Below are 25,469 nucleotides of genomic sequence, written 5' to 3' on the forward strand. Positions count from 1 at the left end.
GAGACTCCTGATTTTTTCAGGAGTTTCTTTTTTTCAAGCAAATACATATTAATGAAAACAAGAAAAAAGACAGTACTTAATATTGTTCTAATACTCTTTATACTTTCTTTTTTTGTTACCCCTTTAGGCCATTATGGGAAATTATTTTTAAACCAACTTTTTGCATTTTCCCCACCTATTGTCGAGGAGGTAAATCGGGAAAAAATAACCGATTATTCTTGGCGGTTAAAGGACGCCGATTGGAATTTTTTCAATTTTGATAGGTCAAAAGGGAAAGTGGTTTTTATTAATTTTTGGGCTTCCTGGAGACTCCCCTCCGAGGCAGAGTTAAAAAGTGTTCAGGCATTGTATGATGACTATAAAAACAAAGTGGATTTTTACATCATCACCAATGAAAATAGACCTCCCGTTGAAGAATTTATGGAGAAAAACGAATTTAGTTTCCCTGTAACCTATCTCATAATTGGCGATAAATCTTCAGTTAAAGCTCCTGAAAAACCACCTCATACATATATTATCGATAAAGGTGGGTTTATTGCGGTAGATAAAGAGGGAATTGCCGATTGGAATACCAGTAAGGTAAGAACACTTTTAGACGACTTACTGGCAAAGTAGATTCATGACACTTAAAAAAGGGCAACTTTCTGATGCAATTTGGATATTGCTGATACTGTTATTTTTGTTTACACCTTTAGGTTTTTATGCAAAAGTGCAGTTGATGCGTTTGTTTTCATTTGCCCCAAGTATTGAAAAACAGGAAACATCTCAAAAACTTACGGACTATAATTGGCAGCTTCTTGATGTTCAAGGGAATCGAAGTAATTTCAGTATCAATCGTGGTGAGGTTGTTATTATAAACCATTGGGCTACTTGGTGTCCGCCTTGTATTGCAGAAATGCCCAGTCTAGTAGCTTTGCATGAGGACTATGGAGAAAAAGTGAAATTTATTTTTCTGGCGAATGATGATAGCGCAAAAGTTAGGTCTTATTTAAATAAAAAAGACTACGCAATACCTGTGTTTTTTGAAAATACTCAAACCCCTACCGCACTTAAAGCATCAAGCTTACCGACCACCTATATTTTGGATAAAAAAGGAAATATTGTGCTAAAAGAAATTGGCGCGGCCGATTGGAATGCTAAGGCAGTCAAGGATTTATTGGATACTTTGCTAGTTGAGCATTAGCCTATCGCTTAAAATATTTAAAAGGAACAAAGAGCATTCCGAAGCATTCACCATCTTTTTTACCCAAGTGTTTATGATGGATTTTATGGGCACGTCTTACTCCTTTGGCGTACCAATTATTGGCATTCCTGAACATTTTAAAGCGTTGGTGAATAAAAATGTCATGAACCATAAAGTAAGCAATACCATAAGCTAGAATTCCAAAACCTAAGGGCCAACCATACCAAAATGTGGTTTCTGCACCTAGGTAAAAACAAATCATACTAACAATCGCATAAAAAATAAAAAAAGCATCGTTTCTTTCAAACCAAGAATCATGGTCTTTTTTATGGTGATCTTTATGCAAACTCCATAAAAAACCATGCATGACATACTTATGGGTAAACCAAGCCATAAACTCCATAATGGAAAAAGTACCTAGAAAAATGACGATTCCGATAATAATATTCATTTTAAACTAATTGTAATTTATAGTTAACATATGATTTTGCGAGTAGCCCAAATTTTTGGTAATTGGGCACTCTTATTCTAGTATTCTTAATTTCAAGAGGCGGTGTTTTTTGTAGTTTTTGTAGCAGCTTGTTGTAATACTTGTAGGCTGTGTAAACCCCGAATTTAGCTTCTGCCGGTAATTTTACGATTCCAGAATAACCTAATTGAAAATCTGCCCTTATCTCATCTACAATGCGCTTTTTTGAGGCCTCATCTAACTCCAATAAATTGGTGTTAGGAAAATAAGAACGTTCTAAAAGCTCATAGTCATCCTTCAAATCACGAAGAAAATTTACTTTTTGAAAGGCGGAACCTAAAGCCATTGCCGACTCCTTTAAACTTTCATATTTTTCTTGGTCGCCATTCACAAAAACACAAAGGCACATTAGGCCGACCACATCGGCAGAACCATAGATATATTCTTTATACTCTGCATTAGTTCTGTATTCTTTCTTTGCCAGATCCATTCGCATGCTTTTCATAAAAGAGGCGACTAAATGATGTGGTATGCCGTATTTATGGTAGGTATGCTGAAACGAATTCAGAATAGGGTTCAGGCTAATTTTATCGGTTAAGGCTTTTTCTAATTGATCTTCAAAATCATTGAATAGAACTTCTTTATCGTAGCTATGAAAGGTATCTACAATTTCATCTGCAAAGCGCACAAAACCATAAATATTGTAAATGTCACATCGTATTGAGGTGGCAAGCATTTTAGTCGCAAGGGTAAAAGAAGTGCTGTAAGATTCGGTTACAATCTTGCTACAGCTATAAGATACATTGTCAAAAATGGTTTTCATTTTCTCTAGTGTTTGTTGATAATTAAATCGGCAACCAATTTACCAGAGATTAAAGCGGGCGGTACCCCGGGGCCTGGTACAGTAAGTTGACCAGTAAAGAACAGGTTCTTTACTTTTTTACTTTTTAGGTTTGGTCTTAAGAAAGCTGTTTGCGATAGCGTATTGGCCATACCATAGGCGTTTCCTTTATATGAATTGTATTCTTCGATAAAGTCGTTCACACAAAAGCTTTCCTTAAATATAATGTTATTTTTCACTTCTTGTCCAGTACGTTTTTCAAATCTATCAATGATAATATTAAAATAGTTACTGCGTAACTCGGGCGTATCCTCGAGGTCTGGAGCGATGGGAATAAGGAAAAATCCTGTCTCACAATTAGTTGGAGCCATACTTTTGTCTGTAACCGAAGGAAAATTAGCATAAAATAACGGCATGCTCGGCCATTGTGGATTATCATAGATTTCTTCGGCATGTTTTTCAAAGTCCGTATCAAAAAACAGATTGTGATGGTTTACATTGGTCAATTCTTTGTCGAAACCTACATAGAATAGCAAAGATGAGGGGGCATAAGTTTTTTTGTTCCAGTAGTTTTCAGAATACTGCCTAAATTTTTTATCCAAAAGGGTTTCTGAATGATGGTAGTCGGCACCGCTAATGACCCAATCACTATTGAATGTCTTGCCATTAGCTACAATACCCACTGCTTTTCCGTTGGTAACCACTATTTTTTCAACATTGGCATTGGTTAGTATCGTAACGTCAAGTTCTTCGGCCAGACTTCGCATTGCTTTTATTACTTCATACATTCCTCCTTTTGGGTGCCAAGTACCAAGACCAAAGTCGGCAAAGTTCATAAAACTGTAAAAAGATGGTGTTTTACTAGGTTTAGCACCTAAAAACAATACTGGGAACTCTAACGTTGAAACCAACTTAGGGTTTTTGAATCTCTTTCTAACTTCTTGACTAATCGTCTTAAAGAATTGGTCAACACGAAGCACCGTTTCTTTGGTAACCAGTTCAAGTGGTGAGAGACCTGGTTTTAAAACTATTTTGTTTATGGCTATATCGTAATTGGTCTGTGCTTTAGCGATAAAGTTTTTAAGATGGATTGCACTTCCGGGTTCGATTCGTTCAAATTCCACACATATTTTATCCATACAATCGCCAATGGTAATGGTATCATCAGCAAAGAAAATTTTGTAAGCGGGATCCAATTTATCAAGTTGGTAATAATCTGATGGTTTTTTATCAAAAGCTGCAAAAAACTTTTCGAAAATATCTGGCATCCAATACCAACTTGGTCCCATATCAAAAGTAAAACCGTCTTTTATAAGCTGTGTTGCCCTACCGCCAACGGTATTATTTTTTTCAAATAGAGATACTTTAAATCCTTCTTTTGCTAAATGGCATGCCGCAGACAGTGACGAGAAACCGGAACCGATTATCGATATAGTATTCATTTAGGGTATGACGGTGCTTAAAGAGAATTTGTTAATCGCTCTATAGAGCTGAATGTTTGAATGTAATCTGGTAAATCTACATGAGATAAATGTTGAATTTGGTGTCCGAGTATCCATAGTTTGCTATTGCCAGTGTGTCTTAAATTATCGGCAAATTCGGAAATATACTTTTCTAGATTGTCTTTGTTTGGCGAGACCGTAAAGTATGAAATAAAATGAATATTCTCATAATATTTTAAGAGGTCAACAAGGCTGTCAATTGGCATACTTTGCCCTAGATATATTGATTTATAGCCTCTAAGAACGATTTCATAATTAAGATATAGCAAGCCTAATTCGTGTATTTCATTTTCGGGTAGAAACAGTGCAAATACTTTATCTTTTTTGGTGGGCTCTATTATTTGAAGCTTCTCGGTATGAATAAATATTTTCTGTTTAATTAAATGCGTGATAAAATGTTCATGAGACGGACTAATGGTATCTGTCTGCCATAAAAGGCCGAGCTCATTCAATAGGGGTATAAAAACTTCATTAAAGATTTCCCTAAAAGAGCGTTCGTTCAATAAACTATTATACGTACTAAAAAACAGGTTCTGGTCAAAATTGATCATAGCCAGTTTAAACGCATTGATAGCATGGCTTTTTTCACTGTTTTTAGCAACTATTTCTCTGACAATAACAGGTATTTCATTCTCGGCGATTCTCGCAATCTTTGAGATTTTATAGCCATTATTGTAGAGCAATGTGATGTTCAATAGCTTTTGAAGGCTTTTTAAACTGTAAGTTCTTATGTTGGTGGTGGTTCTTTCCGGATTTAATAAATTGTAACGTTTCTCCCAAATTCGTATAGTATGTGCCTTAATACCAGAAAGATTTTCCAAATCTCTAATACTGAAATGCTTCTTAACGTTGTTCATTATTTTTTAATAATCGTTAAACAAATTTACGATTAATACAATGCGAACTTCAAAAAGGGTAGTTAAAATTTTAGAATTCCTTGAATTGTCTTTTAAACTGTGGTCTAAAAGGGAATGATTTCAACTAAAAAATCCCTTAGTTGACCTAAGGGATTCAAGTACCCACGACTGGAGTCGAACCAGCACGTTCGTGCGAACACTACCCCCTCAAGGTAGCGTGTCTACCAATTCCACCACGTGGGTATAATTTTATAGGCTGCAAAAATAGTTAAAATCAAAATATTAGAAAGAACATTTTATCCGCATAAGCGGATTTAAACTTTTTCATCTAAGATTCGTTTACTGTTTTTGAAAAAGTTATGGATTTAAAATTACACGGTAAACAGGGTAATCTAATCTTATTGCAAGTGGTATTTTTGTTTCGTTATTTAAAATTTTAAGATGAATACTTCAAGATTAACAAGAATAATATCAAAGCAAATTATAGGTCAATTAGGAATTTTATTGATTTTGGTTTCTACGCAAGTGACGGCTCAGAACGATACGATATGGTACGCAGATAACTGGAAAGTAGCGGAGAAACAAGATGCCAAATTTTATCGAATTCCCGTAGAAGAAAAGAACGGTCTTTTTCTCATGCAAGACTTTTATATAAGTGGTAATAAGCAAATGGTCGGTACCTCAAAACGCCCTAATGTTGATGTTTGGCAGGGTAAGGTGACTTGGTATAATGAGGACGGTACCATATATCAACAAGGAAATTATGTGGACAATAAATTGGAAGGAGAGTTTATCACTTTTTTAGGCGATAAAAAGTTAAAGGCCGTTTATAAGAATGGACGTTTTTTGTCCGGTAAGCAAAATGTTGATTTTTCTTCAGGCAAGTATTACAAAGAGCTAAAAAAGGATACTTTAATTGAAATCACGTACTCAAATGGACTAAAAGGTAGACGAACCGAGCGTTTTTCGGTAAAAGATGCAAACTATTATAGCGCAGTGTATGCAAAACATTTTGATAAAAACGGAGACTTAATTACCGAGGTAAGCTATGATAACGGAAGCCCTGTAGAGGGAGGAGAGGTTTATTTTTACTCAGTTACCGATAGCATAAATACCATTAGCTATTACAAAAACAGTAAATTTTTAGGAACTACATTTTACGATCGAAAGGGCCAGGTTAGAGAAAAATTCTATTTAGAGCCAGAATACAAATCGGTTTATTTCTCAAAAAACGGTAAAAAACTTGATAGCATCATTTATGAAGTTAAAGACGGAAGGTTATCGCCCTACAACGGAAAAAAATATTATTACAAGACCAATAAAGAGAACAACGAAATCATAGAGATTACCAGTATTTACAATTACACAAACGGTAGCTTGAGATGGACGAAAGTTTTTGAGGAGAACAAGCTTTTCTCATATACCCTTTACAACGATAAAAATGCCACTGATAAAATTATATATTACGACAAAAAAGGAGCGCCTAAAGATTCTCTTTTGTATAAAAACTATGTGCCTTTCAATGGTACGGAGTATACAAAGGGCTATGGAATAAGAAAATATGAAGATGGTAAGGTAGTAGAGGAGACCATAAAATATCGAAATATTGATAAAGTCTTCAAATACAGAAAGGGACTGTTAGAAACTTTTTATGATAAAGAAGGAAACCAGATTGCCGTAATGAGGCTAAAAAAAGATAACTATTATGCATTAGAAGAAGGCACACAGCTTACAATAGATTATTTAGATAGAATTACCTCTGAAATTACATATAAGAACGATAAGAAGGTAAAAGAAGCCTACATCAGTTATGCAAGAGAAAGTGATCTTGGTTATCGAGAAGAGACTTTTTTTGATACTGATGGATACAGTTATATAAAGAAAATCAAATATTATGCAAATGGTCAAAAGCAGTCAGAAATCGATTATAATAGATATACTGAAAAATTTGGCAAGTATTATGATAAAGATGGGGCGCTGTTAGGTAGCTACGACTATGAGAGCAAAGATGGAAAACTGTATGAATTTTTCTATCATTCTGACCAAGTGCAAAAAATAGCGAAATGGAACGATGGCAAATTGGTGCGTCTACTTCGTTATGAAGATGAATATATAAGAGGAAGTCAAGACAAAAGATATCTACTTTTAGAGGATATAGACGTTACAAAAGAGGCTCTTATTTATGCAAGGGACGGAAGTTTGTTATCAAAACTGACCTATAAAAATGGAGAACCTTTTGAAGGTACTTTTTATGATTATCAAACAAGAACAAGGGTTACCTATCAGAACGGAAAACGCAATGGAAAGTACGAAAAGTTCGATTATGGAACCCATGTAATAGAGTCTGGAAATTACACAGCAGGTTTAAAAGAAGGAAAATTCACTTTTTATAATTTTTCCGGTATCCTTACCCATTTTATCAATTACAGCAAAGATAAAAGAGAAGGTGAAGCAACATATTTCAATGCAGATGGCACGATTGCTTCTACAATGAATTTTAAGAATGATTTGCCTTATGATGGAAAACAAGTTATTAGGAATTATGGTGGTGCTATTACCGAGGTTTATGCAAAGGGGAAGTTAGTTAGTAAACTTCAAGAGAATAAGACGGGTGATATTTATACTGTTTATGGCGGTGATGATGAAGAGCGCGTAACGGTTTATTACCCTTCAACCCAAGTGAAGAAGTATGATTTTACCACAAAGAGAAGTGTATTAAACGGAGAGGTAACCCGATTTGACGCTAATGGAAAAGCAATGCATACCGCAAATTTTGTTGATGGAAAATTTAAAAGTGGAGAAATTTGGGTGTTGCCAAATTCGTATGATCAAAAAGATCTAGAAAAGATTGTCTGTAAAAAAACGGATGCCTTGTATGAAGTTGGCTTTATTTCAAAATCAGGTGATGAAGTCTTTAAGGCAAAAGAAATCCCTCAAGTCGGTATTCAATCACATATTGAGAAACTTAATCTAGGTCTTACTTATATCAATTATCAGAATTTATATTAAAAATATTGACTTGTTTTAAAAGCCTAAAACGCCATCTATTGCAGATGGCGTTTTTTTATGTTGATTAGTTTCTTTCATGGATTTTTATTCAACCTTACCATGATGTTTAGCAAACAGGGATTTAATTTTAATTATTAAGTGTTTAATTGCGAATTGAAAATTATAATATGCACCAGAAATAACCAGGTCATTAAATATTTAAAGTAATTTTCATTCTTTTTTGAATAGCCATTCTACGCTCTCGATTTAAAAAACAGATGATTTTTATTATTGTAAAAATCACAATGTCTTTACCTCTTACTGAATTCCAATTGGCAATGCTTTTGTTATTTAAAATGAAGTCTTATTGAATAGGCGCTATCTGTCCCCATAGTCTCTTATTTCTTAGAAGAGATATTGATTGTTGTTTTCGCCGCAATTGTAGTGTTTTTCAAAAGACTTACTCTTTGCCCCAAGCCATATGTTTTTAAAGGCAATAGATAATAAGGCTTGTTTAGGCAAATAATTCCCGTTGGTTTATTTCTCCCATCTTAACTTTAAAAAACAAAAAAACCGGCCCAAAGCTATGCTTATAGACCGGTTACCCAACCAACTAACCAAATATTTATTCCATTTTATAGGTTACATAAATCGTAATATATTCTTGATAGGTATTACCGTAGCTATTCCATAATTCCATCTGGGTGTTGGTGTCTGAGATGGAAACGATATCGCCTAATTTTTTGCCGACTACTTTACATACACGAGCAGCATTTTGTTTGGCATTTTCTAAGGCGGTTTCTAAAAGAGCTTCTTTTTTCTCTTTGGTAATTACTCCTTTCAATTGATATTGCACAGAAACCCCGGTCATTTTAACTTTTGCCAAACTTTTGATTTTCTCTTCCGAGTCGGTCTCTAATTCTAGTATCGTGCCGTCTCTTTGATAGCCGTAGGCTAGAAAATCCATTTGCTTCTCGGTAAACTCATTGGAATCCAAACCATGAATTTTAAGCTCTTTAAAATACTTGTCCTTTAAGTCATCTAGACTTTTACATGTTGGGTCTGAGTAATACAACTGTTCCATATTTAGCGATACTCTTGCCCTATACAGGGCAGTAGTTCTTTCAACTGGTGTTCTACCCGAAACGGAAACTGTATTTTTTTCAGCGCTTTGCAGCTGTGCAGTGCCCCAAAATGAGCACAAAAGCACAATAAACAGTCCTATTTTCTTCATCTTTTTCTTTATTAGAATTAGGCAATAGTGAATAAGAATGATGCTACAATCATCCATACACCTACTATTATGCCCAAAATGCCAAGCTTTCCTTGTTTCGGTGCAATTTTGCTTCTAATTTCGGCTGCTTTCTCTTTGGCTTTTTCATTCTTTCCTAAGAAAAGTTTGTTCATTAAACCAAAACCAAGCATAAAACCAAGCGTAGCTTCAACTATACTGCCCGCTAATAGGGTAATCCACCAAATTGGGGCAGATGTTAACCATCCAATATTCAAGATGCTCGTTACAATACCCCAAACACCCCAAAAACAGAATACTAAACCTATCCATCCTTGATAAGGTTCAATTTTCTCTAATAATTCTTTGGCGTTGGGTTTTTTAGACAATACTAATGAAGGCACTGCTATAATGCTCAGAAGTACAAGGGTGATTCCATAAATCATAATACTAAAGGTTTTAAATTGTTTATGAAGCAAATTTGCACACATAACGACCTTAAAACAGCCCTAGTTGTAGTAGAAATGACATCCCTGAAAACAGGGGGGGTAAGAACAAAATGACTAGAATGGATGTTCTTATTTGCTTAAAGTTATTCTTCTAGCAATCCAAGTTTTATGGCATATTTAGTCAATCCGGCAAGGTTTCTAACATCAAGTTTAGAAATAAGATTTTTCCGATAACTTTCAATAGTATGTTTACTCAAGAATAGCTTATCGGCTATTTCTTGCGTGGTATATTCTTCCGCAATTAGTTTTAGCACCTCTTTTTCTCTTTTCGATAGTGATTCGATAAGTGATTGCTCGTTAGAGAACATTCCTTTTAGATACACATCCTTAATACTTTGAGAGAAATATTTATCACCTTTTAAGATACTTTCAATGGCCTCAAGTAATTCGTCTTTTTCTGCATTTTTGGGTACATAGCCATCTACATTATCCTTGGTAAGCGTTTGTACTGTCATTGCATCATGCAACATGCTTACTACTAAAGTTTTTGTTTTGGGGTGCTTTACTTTGATATGCTTGTTGAGCTCTATACCATTTAAATCTGGCATATTCACGTCGGTTATAACAAGATCTATAGGTTCTTCAGCATTATTGATATCTAAATATTTAGCGACATTTTTCCCACTATTGGCCGTTAAAATAATATCGTATTCTTTTTTAGCGCTGAGTATACTTAAAAGACCATCTAAAAACATTTTGTGATCGTCTGCAATAATTAATCTGTACTTTTTCACTTTATGAATCTTTTAAAGGTATTTCTATAGTCACTACGGTTCCTCGATTTGGTGTACTATCTAACATTAACTTAGCATTCAAGTTATGTAATCTATTTTCAATATTTTTTAGTCCTATTCCTTTTCTTAAATTTTCCACCTCAAAACCTTTGCCATCATCTTCAAAAATCAATTGAAACAATCCGTCGTGAATGTTAAGGTGAGCTTCAACACTGTTCGCCTCTGCATGTTTAATGGTATTGGTAAACAGCTCTTGTATGATCTGATATAATTCAACCTTTAGCTTCGGCTCTAAATTGTTGATGGCTTCTTCAGGATGAGCGGAAAAGGCAATTTCAACCTTAGAATTTTTTTTGAGCTGATTTATATAGTTTTCCAATAAGGAAATAAATGCATTTTGATTAAATTTTTTTGGCACCAAATCATGAGAGATATCCCGCACCAGTTCGTAAGTATCGTTCACTTGGGCCATAACTTCTTTTTGAAATTTGGCATCTTCTTTCAAATTGGCCAATTGTAGTTTAATACCGGCTAAATTACCACCTATACTATCATGAAGTTGTTTCGCTATTCTGTAGCGCTCCTCTTGCTGTGCATCTAAAGAAGCACGGGCAAGTTCCAATTCTTGAGAACTTAAAAGTGAAGCGATTTTTTGGGAGTTTAACTCTTCTTGTTGCTGGTTCAGTTGGCTTTGGGTCTGCAATTTTTGATAATAGACAAAAAGAAGCGCTATTATAGGCACTAATAGTACCAAGAATCCATATAAAAAAGCCTTTTTAATGGTTTTTTGACGTTCAATTTCGCTTTGCTTGGCCAATTGTTCTTCTTTGAGTTCGTAGATCTGATTTTCTTTCTGAAGGGTTTGATACTTTATTTCTATTTCTTTTATAGCCTTACTATTCTGCTGTTCTAAAATTTGATTGGATACCCTTAGGTATTGCGTCATCAAATTATAGGCATTCTCAAAGTCCCCTTTTTTCTGATAGGTTATACGTAGACTATTGATTATCTTTTTTTGAAGCTCAAGTCGATTCCATTGCATGGCATTGGCGTAGGCCATCGAGAGGGCCATTTCTGCCATTTGAAACTGTTCTAATTTAGTACATACCTTACCATAGTCAAGCACTGCTTCGGTATAAATATCAAAATACTTTTGGTCTAGAGCAGCGGCCATGGTATTTTCGAAAAAGGTAAAGGCATGGTCGTTCTTATTTTCCATGGCCGCCAATCTGCCAAAACTTAGATTTACCCAAAGTTTTAATCGAGGGGAATCCATATCCGACAGAATGGTTTTGGTTGACTCAAAATACTTTTTGGCCAAGTCAATATCTTCTCTTTGAAGGGCTATCGTACCCAAATAGAAATTAGACCTAGCTCTAATGGTATTATCAGTGCTGTTTTGTAGTAGTTCGGAAAAGATAACCTTGGCTTCTTTATAAGAACCTTTTTGCACATAGGTTTCCGCAAGTCCCATTTTTAGATTTATGTGCTCTTTTGCATATTCTGAGAAATTTGTTTGTGACGCACCTTCGATATATGCTTTTAGTGCTTCATCAAGAAGGCCATTTAGATAATTGCCTTTGCCCAATAACAAGTGTCCCCGAGCTTTATTGAGTTGAATATTTTTTAATTCTTTGCTTTTTAATGAGACCAGGCTGTTAATAAGATTTCCATAATATATTGTTGAATCTCCGTTGCCATGTTTTTGATGTTCATTTCCGATATGATAGAAAAGATTTGCTCTCTCATTAGTTTCTGAGGTATTCATCAAAGCTTTGTAGAGCGTATCACTTATTACGTCAGGGGTATGCCCGTAGGCCTGAAAGCGAACACTTTCTTGAGCGTTTGTAATAAAATTAAATAGTATGGTTGCAGCGATGGCGTAAACGATACTTCTATTTCCTTGGATGATTATCAAATTATACAAAATAAGGGAATAAAAGTAATATATTTAAATATGGAAGTACTCCCTGTTTTCCGTGAGAGCCATACTTAAGATAGCTTTCTAAAAAGAAAAATGTTGTAATCGAATAAATAGGGGTTGAAACAATACGTTATTCACCTAGTAAAAATGGCTACCTAAAGGAGTTATCTTGAACTTTTTCGATATAAAACCCAGTATTTTCAAGTAACTGTTTGACATTATACCAAAATACCTTTGTGGTGAAAACTTTTGAAGTATTAGCGTTCGTTAAAGTATTCAGTACTTCGATATTAAACTTGCTTTTTTCAACATTTTGCTCTTGACTAAGGTTCGTGAAACCCATGGTCCATTCTGGAAAAATCCGTTCTTGACAGTGGCTTTCGTTTAATACCTCTACATTTTCATGCCTAATGTCGTCCTCGATATTATGGAATAACTCTTTGACATCCGTTTTATTACCTTCAATAAGTTGTACAAAGTAACCGCTTCGATACACAAGACACCCGGTTATATTTTTTTGTTGATTATTTTTCCTTGAGGTATCGACTAATTCTCTAATATCTTCTAAAGATATATCGCTCATAGCCTCTGAGCGGTAGGTAAGTTGGTAAAACATAAATTATTTCTTGTACATTACAAATGTAAGAAAAGTATTATAATTGGAAAATTCTTAGAATGGATTATTTTTAAAGATTAACTGTTGCAATTCTAAATTGAAGTCCACAAAAAAACCTCCAACTAGTTTAACTAATTGAAGGTTATGTGACCTGACTGGGGCTCGAACCCAGGACCCTCTCCTTAAAAGGGAGATGCTCTACCAACTGAGCTATCAGGTCATTTCGCTTTTTATGTTTTGACTATTGCCCTAAAGCGGCTGCAAATATAATATCAATAATTTCATTTTTCAACCTGAATTAATAATAAATTTGTCTTTTTTTTTAATAAGTGTTCAAATAGTAAAAATGAAGGTAGTTTTAGTGGGTTATATGGCCAGTGGAAAATCGACAATAGGTAAAGAATTGGCGAATACTTTAAGAATTGACTTCGTTGATTTAGATAAAGCAATAGCTGAAGAGGCAGGACTTTCAATTACAGAACTATTTAGAACTAAGGGAGAACTCTTCTTTAGAAAAACCGAAGCACTTGTTTTGGAAAAGTTGCTTCATAGTAATAAAAGTTTTGTCCTTGCTACCGGAGGAGGTACACCCTGTTACGGAAATAACATGAAAATTATTACTGAGAATGCCTCAACTTCCGTTTATTTAAAGTTGTCAATACCATCATTACTTAATAGAATCAGTAAAGAAAAGGAAACAAGACCATTGGTTGCTGGTATCGCGAACGATGATTTACCTGAATTTGTAGGCAAGCACCTTTTTGAAAGAAGTATGCACTACCAAAAGGCGGATAGTATTGTTACCTGTGATGCTAAAACAGTGAATGAGGTAGTAGAAGAAATTAAAGAAGTACTAGGCTAAATAGACCAAATCATTTTTGGCCTTAAACTCTACTTTAATATGCTCGTTTAGTGAAGTGGATAGTGAAATACCTTTATAATCAGCTTTTACCGGGTATTTTTTATGATTTCTATTCACTAGAACTGCTGTTTTCAACTGTTTCAAAGGAGTCTTTAAAAAATGATGTACTCCATAAATCAGGGTTGTTCCTGAGTTTAAAACATCATCTATAAGTACTATCGATTTGTTTTGATATTCGCTTTCATTCAGTGAAGTAGTAACCCCACTCTCTAAAGGATTTTTCTTGTCCATAGAAACTTTACAGAGCACGATATCCGCTTGGGTAATCTTTTCAAGTACTGATTTTATCTTCTTTGCAAAACTGAGACCACCACCATCGATACCAGCAATAATCAGTTCCGTTTCATCTACATTTGCCTCATATATTTGGTAGGCAATTCGTTTAATTTTATGTTGAATCTGTTTGTGGGTAAGAATTTTGTTGACCATGATACCAAGTTTCTCTTCAAAGATAAAGAATAGACTTATTCCGATTCGTCTAAATAGTCTTCGATGTTTCTTCTATCTTTTTTTGTTGGGCGACCAGCACCCTTTTTTCTGTAGTAATCCTTAGAAAATTTTAATAATTCATTGTGCTTAAATGCCTCTTTCGGTGTGGTGTCTTTTCTGTACATGTCCACTAACTTGGCCCCGACCCTGCTTTCAGGTATATCCAATACCTTTAAACGGTAATCGATTTGATTTTTGCGCACTATGATTTTATCAAAGGGATACACCTCTCTTGAGGGTTTTATAACTTGATCGTTGACCCTGACGTGCCCTTTTTTACAGGCCGTGGTGGCTATGTTTCTAGTTTTAAAATAACGCACGCTCCATAAATACTTATCAATACGCATAGATAATGCTAATCTTTGTTAAGGTAAAGAACAAAAATAGCTGAAAATTGTATCTTGCGCCTTCAATAAAAAAATGAAAATGAAAAGAATTTTAAGTCTTCTAGGTATTGCACTTTTGTTTATATCCTGTGGGAATGATGACGAAGACAACTTCACACAAGTTCCACCACGTTTATTGAGTGAGGTTGAGCCAGAAAACAGGGTAGAGATTATAGCTTTTCTCAAAACACATTTTTACAATTATGAAGAGTTTCTAAATCCTCCGGCAAGTTTTGATTTTAAAATTGAATTGGATACAATAGCAGGTGATAATTCTGATAAGATTCCATTGATTCAACAAGTAGATTCTGCTATAATTAATGTGTCGGCGTCTGAGTTTGCATTAAGTGATGGAGAAGAAGATATTCCGCACCAATACTATTATTTAAATGTACGAGTCGATACTACCGAGAGTGGGGTTAGCCCTACGGTTGCAGATTCCGTTTTTGTCAGATATGAAGGTAAACTCTTAAATGGCACTTCTTTTGACGGTTCAACAACTAATCCGATTTGGTTTGATTTGGCTAGAATACAGGCTCCGCTGCAGGGTTTTAGAGGTTTTGCAGAGGCCATGGTTAATTTTACTAAAGGAGATAACGTTATTGAAAATCCAGATGGAACCTTTACAGTAGAAGACTATGGTATTGGAATGATGATTTTCCCTTCTGGCTTAGGTGGTTTCAGTAATGCTACAGGAGGTATTCCCCAATACGCGCCGTTAATATTTGAGATAGATCTTTTTACAATAAACCAAAGTGATCATGATAGAGATGGTATTCCCTCAATTCAAGAAGATTTAAATGGAAACGGCTTTTTATATGATGATAACACCGATGAAGATTCAGAACAATCAGCTGGATTTCCTTTGTCTGTAAACTTTTTAGATGCCGACGACGATGACGATGGGGTGCCAACTAGAGAAGAAATATCGGATGCCGATGGAAATATTATTTTTCCATATCCTAGCACTGGAGGAGTGCCAGATTATTTGAATCCTGATGTGCAACGAACTTCAGGTGATAATTAATAAAATAAAAAAGCCTCGATAAATAATCGAGGCTTTTTTATTTAAACAACATGAAGTTATATTTATATCTTCAGGGAAAAACTTAGAATAAGTTGATCTGGTCGCGTATCTACTCTATCGGCTCCTAATTCAGTGATGTTGGTGTTAATAAAATTAATTTCGTTTTCACTAAAGCCACGTTCGTAACGTAAATCAATTCCAAACTTACCAAGGTTTACCCCGGCACCGATATTAAGGCCTACTGAAAAATCATTCTCAATATCATCAATAGTAATACCGTCGAATTTTGTGTTTAGTATATACTGGAAAGAAGGTCCTGCAAAAACATGAAGAGGGCCGATTACCTTAGCACCTAATAATACAGGTACATCTAGTTTCTGAATTTTTAAATCACCCTCATCATAACCAGATTTGGTGCTTGTATAGACCAGTTCTGGTCTTAAGTAGATTCGGTTACCAAGTTTACCGTAAAAACCGACATGGTATCCGGCGTTTCGATCAGGGTTTTCAAAAGCCTGCTCAGCTGACTTAAAATAATCACCGTTACCGTTGTAATTGAGTCCAGCTTTGATACCAAATCCTGAACCGCTTTGTGCGAAGGCACTTGCACTAAAAAGAGCAACTGCCACAATCATAAGTGTTTTTTTCATTTTGTTCCGTTTTTTAATTATGCGAAAAGAGGTATCAAAGACGATACCAAACTCAATAATCGAGATTTAATTTGCCCAGTGTTTCATCTATTGTTCTTGATTTTTTCAATAATCAAAAAATTTTTAGGATTACTAAGAGGGTAAACTATTTTCTTTTCATCACTTTTAAAACGGCGGCCTCAATGGCTTTATTGTTTAGGCCATATTTCTCCATTAATTGTTCTGGGGTTCCGCTTTCGCCAAAAGTATCTTGAGTGGCGATAAACTCTTGTGGGGTAGGGTGGTGTGAGGCAAGGGTTCTTGCAATACTTTCTCCTAGTCCGCCTAAATAATTATGTTCTTCGGCAGACACCACACAGCCCGTCTTTTTCACAGACTTAATGATTGCTTCCTCATCCAATGGCTTTATGGTATGTATGTTTATAACCTCTGCAGATATACCTTGATTCTCTAAAGCTTCCGCCGCAATTAAAGATTCCCATACCAGATGACCGGTGGCGATAATGGTAACATCTGTTCCTTCGGTAAGATGTAATGCCTTACCAATTTCAAATTTTTGGTCCACGGGCGTAAAGTTGGCCACCTTCGGTCTCCCAAAGCGTAGGTAAACAGGGCCATGAAGTTCAGCAATGGCTAAAGTAGCAGCCTTGGTTTGATTGAAATCACATGGATTTATCACGGTCATACCAGGTAACATCTTCATCAAGCCAATATCCTCTAGAATCTGATGCGTAGCCCCATCTTCACCTAAAGTTATGCCTGCATGAGAGGCACAGATTTTTACGTTTTTATCTGAGTATGCTATAGATTGTCGAATTTGGTCATAAACACGACCGGTTGAAAAGTTGGCAAAAGTACCGGTGAAAGGTATTTTGCCACCAATAGTTAAGCCAGCGGCAATGCCCATCATATTAGCCTCGGCGATACCAACCTGAAAAAAGCGCTCCGGATTTTCATCAATAAAGGTTTGAATCTTTAAAGAGCCTACTAAATCTGCACATAATGCAACAACATTAGGGTTGGTTCTGCCTAATTCTGTCATTCCTTCACCATAACCACTTCTCGTATCTTTTTTTCCTTGATCTGTATATTTTGTCATCTTGTTGCTTAAAAAATTAATAGTCCCCTAGGGTTTCAGGATTTTGTGCCAATGCAGTTGCTAACTGTTCATCATTAGGGGCTTTTCCATGCCATGCATGGGTATGAATCATAAAATCTACACCATTGCCCATCATGGTGGTCATAACGATACAAACTGGCTTTCCTTTTCCAGTTCTGCTTTTGGCTTCGTTTAGACCTGCTATTATCTGTTCAAGGTCGTTTCCATTTTCAACTTCCACAACATCCCATCCAAAGACACGAAACTTTTCAGCTACGTTACCTAGCGGCAAAACATCATCGGTCGACCCATCTATCTGTTGACCGTTTAAATCGATTGTAGCAATGTAATTATCTACTTTATTGCCCGCGGCGTACATGATGGCTTCCCAGTTCTGACCTTCCTGAAGTTCACCATCGCCATGAAGGCTGTAAATAAGTTTGTTATCACCATTTAATTTTTTGGCCTGTGCCGCACCTATTGCTACGGACATACCTTGACCTAATGAACCAGAAGCTATTCTTACGCCAGGTAAGCCCTCATGTGTTGTAGGATGCCCTTGTAAACGAGAATTAATGAGCCTAAACGTATTTAATTCATCAACAGAAAAATATCCTCTTCTGGCCAACACACTGTAATATACCGGTGAGATATGTCCGTTGGAAAGAAAGAACAGGTCTTCGTCTTTTCCATCCATATCAAAACCATCTTTTAACTCCATTACCTCATTGTATAGGGCAACAAAAAATTCGGTACAACCGAGTGAACCTCCCGGATGTCCGGAGTTTACTTTATGCACCATTCTCAAAATATCTCTTCTAACTTGAACCACAAGGTCTTGCAGTTCTTCCAAATTTGCCATTGGTCAATTGTTTAAATATACTTTCAAAAGTAAGGTCATATATGCTGTAATACAAGGGCATACTCCGATTCTTTTAACAAAGCTTTTAACAAGCTGTGAACTTTATTTTTTTGTTAAGTATTTACTCTAGGTCAGATGCCTATATTTGTCAATTAAAATTTGCTTTTGCAGTTTAAATTATTACATAAAGATTCGGGGAGTAAGGCTAGAGCGGGGGAGTTGCTTACGGATAGAGGTAAGATAGAAACCCCAATTTTTATGCCCGTTGGCACAGTAGCTTCGGTAAAAGGCGTTCATCAGAGAGAACTACGGGAAGAGATAAACCCTGATGTTATTTTAGGAAATACATACCACTTGTATTTAAGACCAGGAATGGAAATTCTAGAACAAGCTGGCGGATTGCATAAATTCATGGGTTGGGATAGAAATATTTTAACAGACAGCGGAGGCTATCAAGTTTATTCTCTCTCTGGAAATCGAAAAATTAAAGAGGAAGGGGTTAAATTCAAGTCGCATATAGATGGTTCTAGCCATTTTTTTTCTCCAGAAAGTGTGATGGAAGTGCAAAGGACAATTGGTGCCGACATTATTATGGCCTTTGATGAATGTACTCCATACCCTTGCGATTACAATTATGCCAAGCGCTCTATGCATATGACGCACCGTTGGTTAGATAGATGTATTGCCCACTTAGACAAAGTGCCTTTTAAATACGGACATTCACAGTCTTTTTTTCCTATTGTTCAGGGCTCTACCTATAAAGATTTAAGAAAACAATCTGCAGAATATATTGCATCTGTTGGGGCAGAGGGTAATGCTATTGGAGGTTTATCGGTTGGTGAACCTGCCGATGAAATGTATGAAATGTCAGAGATTGTATGCGATATTCTACCTGAGGATAAACCAAGATATTTAATGGGAGTTGGTACGCCATTAAATATTTTAGAGAATATAGCTTTAGGTGTAGATATGTTCGATTGTGTAATGCCTACCCGAAATGCAAGAAATGGCATGCTCTTTACAGCTCATGGTACCATCAATATCAAGAACAAAAAATGGGAGAACGATTTTTCGCCTATAGATGAAATGGGAATCACTTTTGTAGATACGGAGTATTCAAAAGCTTATTTAAGACATCTTTTTGCTGCAAATGAATATTTGGGAAAACAAATTGCAACGATTCACAATTTAGGTTTTTACCTTTGGCTTGTTCGCACGGCTAGAGAGAAAATAGTTGCTGGGCAATTCTATGAATGGAAAACAATGATGGTAAAACAAATGGATAAAAGACTATAATGCTTACCATTCTTGATAAGTACATATTAAAACGCTACCTAATTACCTTTTTAGGAATGCTATTACTATTTGTGCCTATTGGAATTATGGCCAATCTCGCAGAGAAAATAGGTAAAATTATAGATAATGAAGCTCCGTTAAGCGAAGTTATTATGTTCTACGGTAATTTTACGTTAGTTATCGGCAATCTTCTTTTACCCATCTTTCTTTTTCTATCTATTATCTTTTTTACATCAAAATTAGCCAGTAACACCGAAATTGTAGCTATTTTAAGCTCTGGGGTTTCGTATTGGCGTTTTTTAAGATCCTATATGATTGGCGCTAGTTTGGTGGCAATTCTCATCTTTTTTATGGGAATGTTCATAGTGCCTAATGCGAGTATTGGATATAATGAGTTCGAATATAAATACTTTAAAAAGGGCAGGCAGGTACAACAAACTACGAATATCTTTAACCAGCTTAACGACCAAGACCTTATTTATGTAAGCAGTTTTGACCCAGATAGACAAATAGGGTATAATTTCACCTACGAACACTTTGACAAAAATGAGGTTTTAGATTATAAAATTTCTGCGGCAAATATCAGATGGGTAGAAAAAGATAGCTTGTATCGATTAACCAACTATCGAAAGCGAAAGGTCAGAGATGGTAAAGAATTGATTGAAACCAAAAGACGTTTAGATACCATCTTCAGCTTTCAAATAGACGACCTAACACCGGTATCCTATGTAGCGGATACCAAAAACCTCTTTGAGTTGAATGATTTTATTGAAGAACAGCGAAAAAAAGGCGCATCAAATATAAATTCATATGTACTGGTCAAATACAAAAGATGGGCATTACCAGTTGCAGCCTTTGTACTTACGATTATAGCTGTGGCCGTTTCTTCAGTAAAACGCAGAGGCGGCATGGGTGTGAACCTTGCTTTTGGTATTGGTGTAGCTTTTATTTACATATTTTTCGATAAAGTCTTTGGAACCTTAGCAGAACAATCAGGTTTTTCGCCGCTTTTGGCGGTAGTATTACCAAATTTGATTTTTGGTATTGTAGGGCTCTATCTTTTACAGAAAGCAAAAAGATAATGCTTAACAATGCTATTTGTTACAAATTTTATTGAAAGCTTTATATTTGTAAATTATACCAACAACAACTAATTTTTTATGGAGTATTTGGAATTTGAACTTCCCATTAAAGAACTTGAAGAGCAACTTCAAAAATGCATGATTATTGGGGAAGAAAGCGAGGTAGACGTTACAGAAACCTGTCAGCAAATTGAAAAAAAATTAGCGGAAACCCGAAAAGATATCTACAAGAATTTGACGGCTTGGCAAAGGGTTCAACTATCCAGACACCCTAACAGACCGTATACCCTAGACTATATTAACGCCATTTGTGGAGATACCTTTCTCGAATTACACGGTGATAGAAATGTAAAAGATGACAAGGCTATGATTGGTGGTTTGGGTAAAATTGGAGATCAGAGTTACATGTTTATTGGTCAGCAAAAGGGCTACAATACCAAGACACGTCAATACCGAAACTTTGGTATGGCGAATCCCGAAGGGTATAGAAAGGCACTTCGTTTAATGAAATCTGCAGAGAAGTTCAATATTCCTGTAGTTTGTTTTATTGATACTCCAGGTGCTTATCCAGGTATTGAGGCCGAAGAACGTGGTCAAGGAGAAGCAATTGCCCGAAACATTTTGGAAATGACTAGGCTCAAGGTGCCCATTATTGTTGTCATTATTGGTGAGGGCGCTTCGGGTGGTGCATTAGGTATTGGAGTAGGTGATAAGGTATTGATGTTAGAGAATACATGGTACTCTGTGATTTCTCCTGAGTCTTGCTCTTCAATACTTTGGAGAAGTTGGGAGTATAAAGAACAAGCTGCAGAAGCATTGAAGTTAACGGCTAATGACATGAAAAAGCTGAAACTGATAGATGAAATTGTTAGAGAACCGATTGGGGGTGCCCACAGTAATAGGGATAAAACATTTACCACGGTCAAAAACAAAATAGCCACACATTTTGAGGAGCTTAAAAAGTTATCACCAAAGGAATTGGTGAAAACTCGAATGGATAAATATGCCAATATGGGCGTATTTAATGGATAAGCCTGATGTTTTCGTTTTTGTAAAAAAGTAAGCTGTCATACTTTTCTGATTTCCTACGGTTATTAACAGTTTTTTTTAGTTATCAACACTACTTTTGTTGAACACCTGTGAACATCAGAGGTGTAAAATTCAAAGTTAACTAAAGGTTAATTCCATACTTTCGCACTCATGGACAAACCAAACCCAATAGTAGGTCGTAAAATCGACAAATCCACGATCATCAGTTTAGAACGCGGTAAAATTCCGCCTCAAGCAGTTGATTTAGAGGAGGTTGTGTTGGGTGCTATGATGATTGATAAAAAAGGTGTCGATGAGGTAATTGATATTTTGCATCCAAGTGTTTTTTATAAGGATGCACATCGATTTATCTACGAAGCTATTTTTAAATTGTTCGAATCCTCTGAACCGGTAGATTTATTAACCGTTTCTTCGCAATTAAAGAAAGATGGTCATTTAGAGGCAATTGGAGGAGATTTTTACCTTATAAAACTGACGCAGAAAGTAGCTTCTTCAGCGCATATTGAGTTCCATGCACGTATCATACTTCAAAAATACATTCAGCGTAGTTTGATTAAAATTTCAAACGAAGTTATCGAAGATGCCTATAGTGAATCGACGGATGTTTTTGATTTGCTTGATAACGCAGAAGCAAAATTGTATGAAGTCACCCAAGGCAATTTAAAGCGCTCTGCGGAGACCGCTCAAAATCTGGTAATTCAAGCAAAAAAGCGTATCGAAGAAATTGCCAATAAAGAAGGAATGAGTGGTATTGCCACTGGTTTTGATAAGTTGGATAAACTGACTTCGGGCTGGCAACCAAGTGATTTAATCATTGTAGCCGCAAGACCAGGTATGGGTAAAACTGCACTTACCTTATCCATGGCAAGAAATATTGCCGTAGATTTTAATCAAGGAGTAGCTTTTTTCTCTTGTGAAATGTCTTCGGTACAATTGATCACCAGACTCATTTCTTCGGAAACAGGACTTTCATCTGAAAAACTACGTACCGGTAAGCTAGAAAAGCACGAATGGGAGCAGCTCAATGTCAAGGTAAAAGCTTTAGAAAAAGCACCATTGTTTATTGATGATACCCCGTCACTATCTATTTTTGATTTGAGGGCGAAAGCAAGGCGATTAAAGTCTCAACATGATATTCAAATTATAATTATTGATTATTTACAGTTGATGACCGCCGGGGGCTCTCAAAAAGGTGGTAATAGGGAGCAAGAGATTTCTACAATTTCGCGGAACCTTAAGGCCTTGGCGAAAGAATTGAATGTCCCTGTAATTGCATTATCGCAGTTATCTAGGGCGGTGGAGACCCGCGGAGGCAGTAAAAGACCCTTGTTATCAGATTTAAGGGAATCTGGAGCTATCGAGCAAGATGCAGATATTGTATCGTTTATTTATAGACCAGAATACTATAAGATTGATGAATGGGATGATGAAGAGCGTACGCCAACACAAGGCCAAGGTGAGTTGATTGTGGCAAAACACCGTAATGGCGGATTAGAGAATATTAGGTTAAAGTTTATCGGAAATCTAGGTAAGTTTGATAACTTAGATGACTTTGATTCTCCTTTCGAGTTTCAATCAAAGATGAACGAAAATGATGAAAATCCGTTTGCAACACCAAATCTCCCGAGTACAGATGAAGCTTTCGGAAGCGCTTTTAACGATGACAATTCTCCAGATGATGACGTCCCTTTTTAAAGGTATTTCGTTTAAAGGATTAATAGTTTTAATTTTTCTCATATCGTTTTCCAGTTCTGCCTCTGTGATACTAATTCCTATGGACGCGGAGAGTCAGAAAAACCATTTAAAAGCATACGGAATTACGTATTGGATGCTTGGTAAGCAACAAAAAGTACAGTGGTTGTTAAACTATCGGGGAGGCTCTTTTTTATTACCAGATGGGGATGCGGTGAGAAAAGAATGTCAAATTAGAGGCGTTTCTTTCGAAGTTTTAGCTGATAGTGAGGCACAAAGTATATTAGATGGAATTAGTAGTCCGTCTCAAAATCAAGATGCAGTAATTTTAGAAAAAGCGCCTAAAATTGCTGTTTATTCGCCCAAGGACAATCAACCATGGGATGACGCCGTAACTATGGTACTTACTTATGCCGAAATACCCTATGTTACCATATATGATGAAGAGGTATTAGAGGATAAGTTGGCCTTGTACGATTGGTTGCACTTACATCATGAAGATTTTACCGGGCAATATGGAAAGTTTTATGGAGCCTATAGAGCGGCACCTTGGTACATAGAAAATAAGCGGATATCCGAAGAGCGCGCGTCTAAGTTAGGTTACGCTAAAGTCTCGGAAGAAAAAGGAGCTGTTGCGGAAAAAATAAGAAGGTATGTTATTGGGGGTGGTTTTATGTTTGCTATGTGTTCGGCTACAGATAGTTTTGATATTGCCTTGGCGGCAGAAGGGGTAGATATCTGTGAGCCAATGTTTGATGGTGATCCATCTGATGCTAATTATCAATCACAATTGAATTTCGATAGAACCTTTGCGTTTCAAAATTTTGTTTTGGAGCGTAACCCCTTACGATATGAATTTTCTTCCATAGACATGACGGCTAAACGGCAGATACCCAAAGAATCAGATTATTTTTCGTTAATGGAATTTTCTGCAAAATGGGACCCAGTACCCACGATGTTAACGCAAAACCATACCACTTTGGTAAAAGGGTTTATGGGACAGACAACCTCCTTTGCCAGAGACGAGGTCAAATCAACGGTTATGGTTCTAGGTGAATCAAAGTTAAATAACGAAGCGCGCTATATTCATGGTATTAAAGGCAAAGGTTTTTTTACATTCTATGGAGGGCACGACCCCGAAGACTATCAGCATAGAGTAGGAGACCCCAAGACAGAATTAGAACTGCACCCAACTTCTCCTGGATATCGACTTATTTTAAACAATGTTTTGTTTCCTGCTGCACGTAAAAAGAAGCAGAAGACTTAAGAAATAATTTTTTCTAAAATTTTCTCCACTCCATATGCATCATTGCTTGAGGTTTCATAGTTAGCCACTTTTTTTACGTTAGGGTGGGCATTGGCCATTGCAACACTAAAATCTGAAAGTTCGAGCATTTCTATATCATTATTGTAATCGCCAAATACTAAGAGTTCATTTGACCTTACACCATATTCAATCATTACTTTTTCTAAAGCGAAACCCTTATGCGCATTTGGATGGGAGATATCTACCCAATTGGCACCGGATACTTTTACTTTTAAGCTATTTTCTAAATGCTTAACGCTTGGATAGAGGAACTCTTCAGAGCTATCAAAATGGTATATGGCGACTTTTAAAACTTCATCGGTTACCTCCAACTGATTTTCAACTACATGAAATTGTGTATAGTACTCACTTAAAAGTTTTAAAAATCTATCCGAAGATCCATTGACATAGGCATTGTTCTCGCTACAAAGCACGGGATGTGCATCGGAGATAGAAGAAATGGTATTAAGCACTTTTTGTATATGCTTTTTTTCTATAGGTGTCGTAAGTAGTGTTTCTTCTTTGTTTTTGATTATAGCACCATTTTCTGCTATGAATAACATGTCATTTTTTATGGTATCTAGTTTATCAACCATACTATGATATTGTCTGCCGCTGGCAGCAACAAAATGGATTCCTCTTTTTTTTAATTCCTTGAAGAGTTCAAAAAACCTATCGCTTACCTCATGATTAGAATTTAAAAGTGTACCGTCCATATCGGTAACGACCATTTTTATATTTGATAAATCCATTT

Annotated in this window: 25 protein-coding genes and 2 tRNA genes; 10 read left to right on the forward strand and 17 right to left on the reverse strand. The window is 36.0% G+C overall.

Annotation, left to right across the window (positions count from 1 at the left end):
* Positions 1-51: 51 nt before the first annotated feature.
* Together ACZ1GR_RS15440 and ACZ1GR_RS15445 are read left to right on the forward strand one after the other, a co-directional pair.
* The gene (locus ACZ1GR_RS15440; RefSeq protein WP_472609776.1) at positions 52-615 is read left to right on the forward strand and encodes a TlpA family protein disulfide reductase; all 564 of its coding nucleotides are present in this window, start codon (positions 52-54) and stop codon (positions 613-615) included.
* Positions 616-619: 4 nt separating this feature from the next.
* Positions 620-1,183: a TlpA family protein disulfide reductase gene (locus ACZ1GR_RS15445; RefSeq protein ID WP_472609777.1), complete on the forward strand. Its 564-nt coding sequence runs from the start codon at positions 620-622 to the stop codon at positions 1,181-1,183.
* 1 nt (position 1,184) lies between these two features.
* On the opposite strand, the gene ACZ1GR_RS15450 is transcribed toward ACZ1GR_RS15445, so the two are convergent.
* From ACZ1GR_RS15450 to ACZ1GR_RS15470, 5 genes are all read right to left on the reverse strand, one after another.
* Positions 1,185-1,634, reverse strand: coding sequence for a sterol desaturase family protein (locus tag ACZ1GR_RS15450; RefSeq protein ID WP_377764760.1), 450 nt, complete (start codon positions 1,632-1,634; stop codon positions 1,185-1,187).
* A 1-nt stretch (position 1,635) separates the two neighbouring features.
* A complete protein-coding gene (locus tag ACZ1GR_RS15455; RefSeq protein ID WP_377764761.1) occupies positions 1,636-2,475 on the reverse strand; it encodes a phytoene/squalene synthase family protein in 840 nt (279 codons plus the stop codon).
* A gap of 5 nt (positions 2,476-2,480) precedes the next feature.
* A complete protein-coding gene (locus tag ACZ1GR_RS15460; RefSeq protein ID WP_472609778.1) occupies positions 2,481-3,935 on the reverse strand; it encodes a phytoene desaturase family protein in 1,455 nt (484 codons plus the stop codon).
* 17 nt (positions 3,936-3,952) lie between these two features.
* Positions 3,953-4,852 (reverse strand): MerR family transcriptional regulator, encoded by a 900-nt coding sequence (locus tag ACZ1GR_RS15465; RefSeq protein WP_377764763.1) that lies wholly within the window; start codon positions 4,850-4,852, stop codon positions 3,953-3,955.
* Positions 4,853-5,011: 159 nt separating this feature from the next.
* Positions 5,012-5,095, reverse strand: a tRNA-Leu gene (locus ACZ1GR_RS15470).
* Between the two features lie 198 nt (positions 5,096-5,293).
* On the opposite strand from ACZ1GR_RS15470, the gene ACZ1GR_RS15475 reads away from it, so the two are divergent.
* Positions 5,294-7,861: a toxin-antitoxin system YwqK family antitoxin gene (locus ACZ1GR_RS15475; RefSeq protein WP_472609779.1), complete on the forward strand. Its 2,568-nt coding sequence runs from the start codon at positions 5,294-5,296 to the stop codon at positions 7,859-7,861.
* A 604-nt stretch (positions 7,862-8,465) separates the two neighbouring features.
* Here ACZ1GR_RS15475 and ACZ1GR_RS15480 read toward each other — a convergent pair.
* From ACZ1GR_RS15480 to ACZ1GR_RS15505, 6 genes are all read right to left on the reverse strand, one after another.
* Positions 8,466-9,074 (reverse strand): SIMPL domain-containing protein, encoded by a 609-nt coding sequence (locus ACZ1GR_RS15480; protein WP_472609780.1) that lies wholly within the window; start codon positions 9,072-9,074, stop codon positions 8,466-8,468.
* Positions 9,075-9,091: 17 nt separating this feature from the next.
* On the reverse strand, positions 9,092-9,517 hold the full coding sequence (locus ACZ1GR_RS15485) for a hypothetical protein (RefSeq protein WP_377764766.1): 426 nt from the start codon (positions 9,515-9,517) through the stop codon (positions 9,092-9,094).
* A gap of 146 nt (positions 9,518-9,663) precedes the next feature.
* Positions 9,664-10,314 (reverse strand): response regulator, encoded by a 651-nt coding sequence (locus ACZ1GR_RS15490; RefSeq protein WP_472609781.1) that lies wholly within the window; start codon positions 10,312-10,314, stop codon positions 9,664-9,666.
* 1 nt (position 10,315) lies between these two features.
* A complete protein-coding gene (locus ACZ1GR_RS15495) occupies positions 10,316-12,232 on the reverse strand; it encodes an ATP-binding protein (RefSeq protein WP_472609782.1) in 1,917 nt (638 codons plus the stop codon).
* 157 nt (positions 12,233-12,389) lie between these two features.
* On the reverse strand, positions 12,390-12,854 hold the full coding sequence (locus ACZ1GR_RS15500; RefSeq protein ID WP_472609783.1) for a BLUF domain-containing protein: 465 nt from the start codon (positions 12,852-12,854) through the stop codon (positions 12,390-12,392).
* A gap of 147 nt (positions 12,855-13,001) precedes the next feature.
* Positions 13,002-13,074: transfer RNA gene (locus tag ACZ1GR_RS15505), tRNA-Lys, on the reverse strand.
* 126 nt (positions 13,075-13,200) lie between these two features.
* Between ACZ1GR_RS15505 and ACZ1GR_RS15510 the strand changes: the two genes are divergently transcribed.
* Positions 13,201-13,716 carry a shikimate kinase gene (locus ACZ1GR_RS15510; protein WP_472609784.1) on the forward strand — a complete coding sequence of 172 codons (516 nt, stop codon included), beginning with the start codon at positions 13,201-13,203 and terminating at the stop codon, positions 13,714-13,716.
* Here ACZ1GR_RS15510 and ACZ1GR_RS15515 read toward each other — a convergent pair.
* Positions 13,708-14,205 carry a phosphoribosyltransferase domain-containing protein gene (locus ACZ1GR_RS15515; RefSeq protein WP_472609785.1) on the reverse strand — a complete coding sequence of 166 codons (498 nt, stop codon included), beginning with the start codon at positions 14,203-14,205 and terminating at the stop codon, positions 13,708-13,710. The two genes, ACZ1GR_RS15510 and ACZ1GR_RS15515, sit on opposite strands and share 9 nt — an antisense overlap.
* A 35-nt stretch (positions 14,206-14,240) precedes the next feature.
* Entirely contained in the window at positions 14,241-14,612 is a 372-nt protein-coding gene (locus ACZ1GR_RS15520) for an RNA-binding S4 domain-containing protein (protein WP_472609786.1), read from the reverse strand.
* Positions 14,613-14,691: 79 nt separating this feature from the next.
* On the opposite strand from ACZ1GR_RS15520, the gene ACZ1GR_RS15525 reads away from it, so the two are divergent.
* Entirely contained in the window at positions 14,692-15,678 is a 987-nt protein-coding gene (locus tag ACZ1GR_RS15525) for an FKBP-type peptidyl-prolyl cis-trans isomerase (RefSeq protein WP_472609787.1), read from the forward strand.
* A gap of 62 nt (positions 15,679-15,740) precedes the next feature.
* Here ACZ1GR_RS15525 and ACZ1GR_RS15530 read toward each other — a convergent pair whose 3' ends face one another.
* From ACZ1GR_RS15530 to ACZ1GR_RS15540, 3 genes are all read right to left on the reverse strand, one after another.
* Entirely contained in the window at positions 15,741-16,328 is a 588-nt protein-coding gene (locus ACZ1GR_RS15530; RefSeq protein ID WP_472609788.1) for a porin family protein, read from the reverse strand.
* A gap of 145 nt (positions 16,329-16,473) precedes the next feature.
* A complete protein-coding gene (locus ACZ1GR_RS15535; protein WP_472609789.1) occupies positions 16,474-17,427 on the reverse strand; it encodes a transketolase family protein in 954 nt (317 codons plus the stop codon).
* Between the two features lie 16 nt (positions 17,428-17,443).
* Positions 17,444-18,289, reverse strand: coding sequence for a transketolase (locus ACZ1GR_RS15540; RefSeq protein ID WP_472609790.1), 846 nt, complete (start codon positions 18,287-18,289; stop codon positions 17,444-17,446).
* 165 nt (positions 18,290-18,454) lie between these two features.
* Here ACZ1GR_RS15540 and tgt point away from each other — a divergent pair, with 165 nt between their 5' ends.
* The 5 genes from tgt to ACZ1GR_RS15565 all read left to right on the forward strand — a co-directional run bounded on the left by tgt (position 18,455) and on the right by ACZ1GR_RS15565 (position 24,676).
* Positions 18,455-19,585, forward strand: a complete 1,131-nt coding sequence (gene tgt, locus ACZ1GR_RS15545; RefSeq protein WP_472609791.1) for a tRNA guanosine(34) transglycosylase Tgt — start codon at positions 18,455-18,457, stop codon at positions 19,583-19,585.
* On the forward strand, positions 19,585-20,667 hold the full coding sequence (locus tag ACZ1GR_RS15550; RefSeq protein WP_472609792.1) for an LptF/LptG family permease: 1,083 nt from the start codon (positions 19,585-19,587) through the stop codon (positions 20,665-20,667). The genes tgt and ACZ1GR_RS15550 overlap by 1 nt, the downstream gene beginning before the upstream one ends.
* Before the next feature lie 78 nt (positions 20,668-20,745).
* A complete protein-coding gene (locus ACZ1GR_RS15555) occupies positions 20,746-21,699 on the forward strand; it encodes an acetyl-CoA carboxylase carboxyltransferase subunit alpha (RefSeq protein ID WP_472609793.1) in 954 nt (317 codons plus the stop codon).
* Positions 21,700-21,867: 168 nt separating this feature from the next.
* The gene (dnaB, locus tag ACZ1GR_RS15560; protein WP_472609794.1) at positions 21,868-23,412 is read left to right on the forward strand and encodes a replicative DNA helicase; all 1,545 of its coding nucleotides are present in this window, start codon (positions 21,868-21,870) and stop codon (positions 23,410-23,412) included.
* Entirely contained in the window at positions 23,396-24,676 is a 1,281-nt protein-coding gene (locus ACZ1GR_RS15565; RefSeq protein WP_472611826.1) for an asparagine synthetase B, read from the forward strand. The genes dnaB and ACZ1GR_RS15565 overlap by 17 nt, the downstream gene beginning before the upstream one ends.
* Here ACZ1GR_RS15565 and ACZ1GR_RS15570 read toward each other — a convergent pair.
* On the reverse strand, positions 24,673-25,467 hold the full coding sequence (locus tag ACZ1GR_RS15570; RefSeq protein WP_472609795.1) for an HAD family hydrolase: 795 nt from the start codon (positions 25,465-25,467) through the stop codon (positions 24,673-24,675). The two genes, ACZ1GR_RS15565 and ACZ1GR_RS15570, sit on opposite strands and share 4 nt — an antisense overlap.
* Between the last annotated feature and the right edge of the window lie 2 nt (positions 25,468-25,469).

The sequence above is a fragment of the Croceitalea sp. W27 genome (assembly GCF_055693185.1).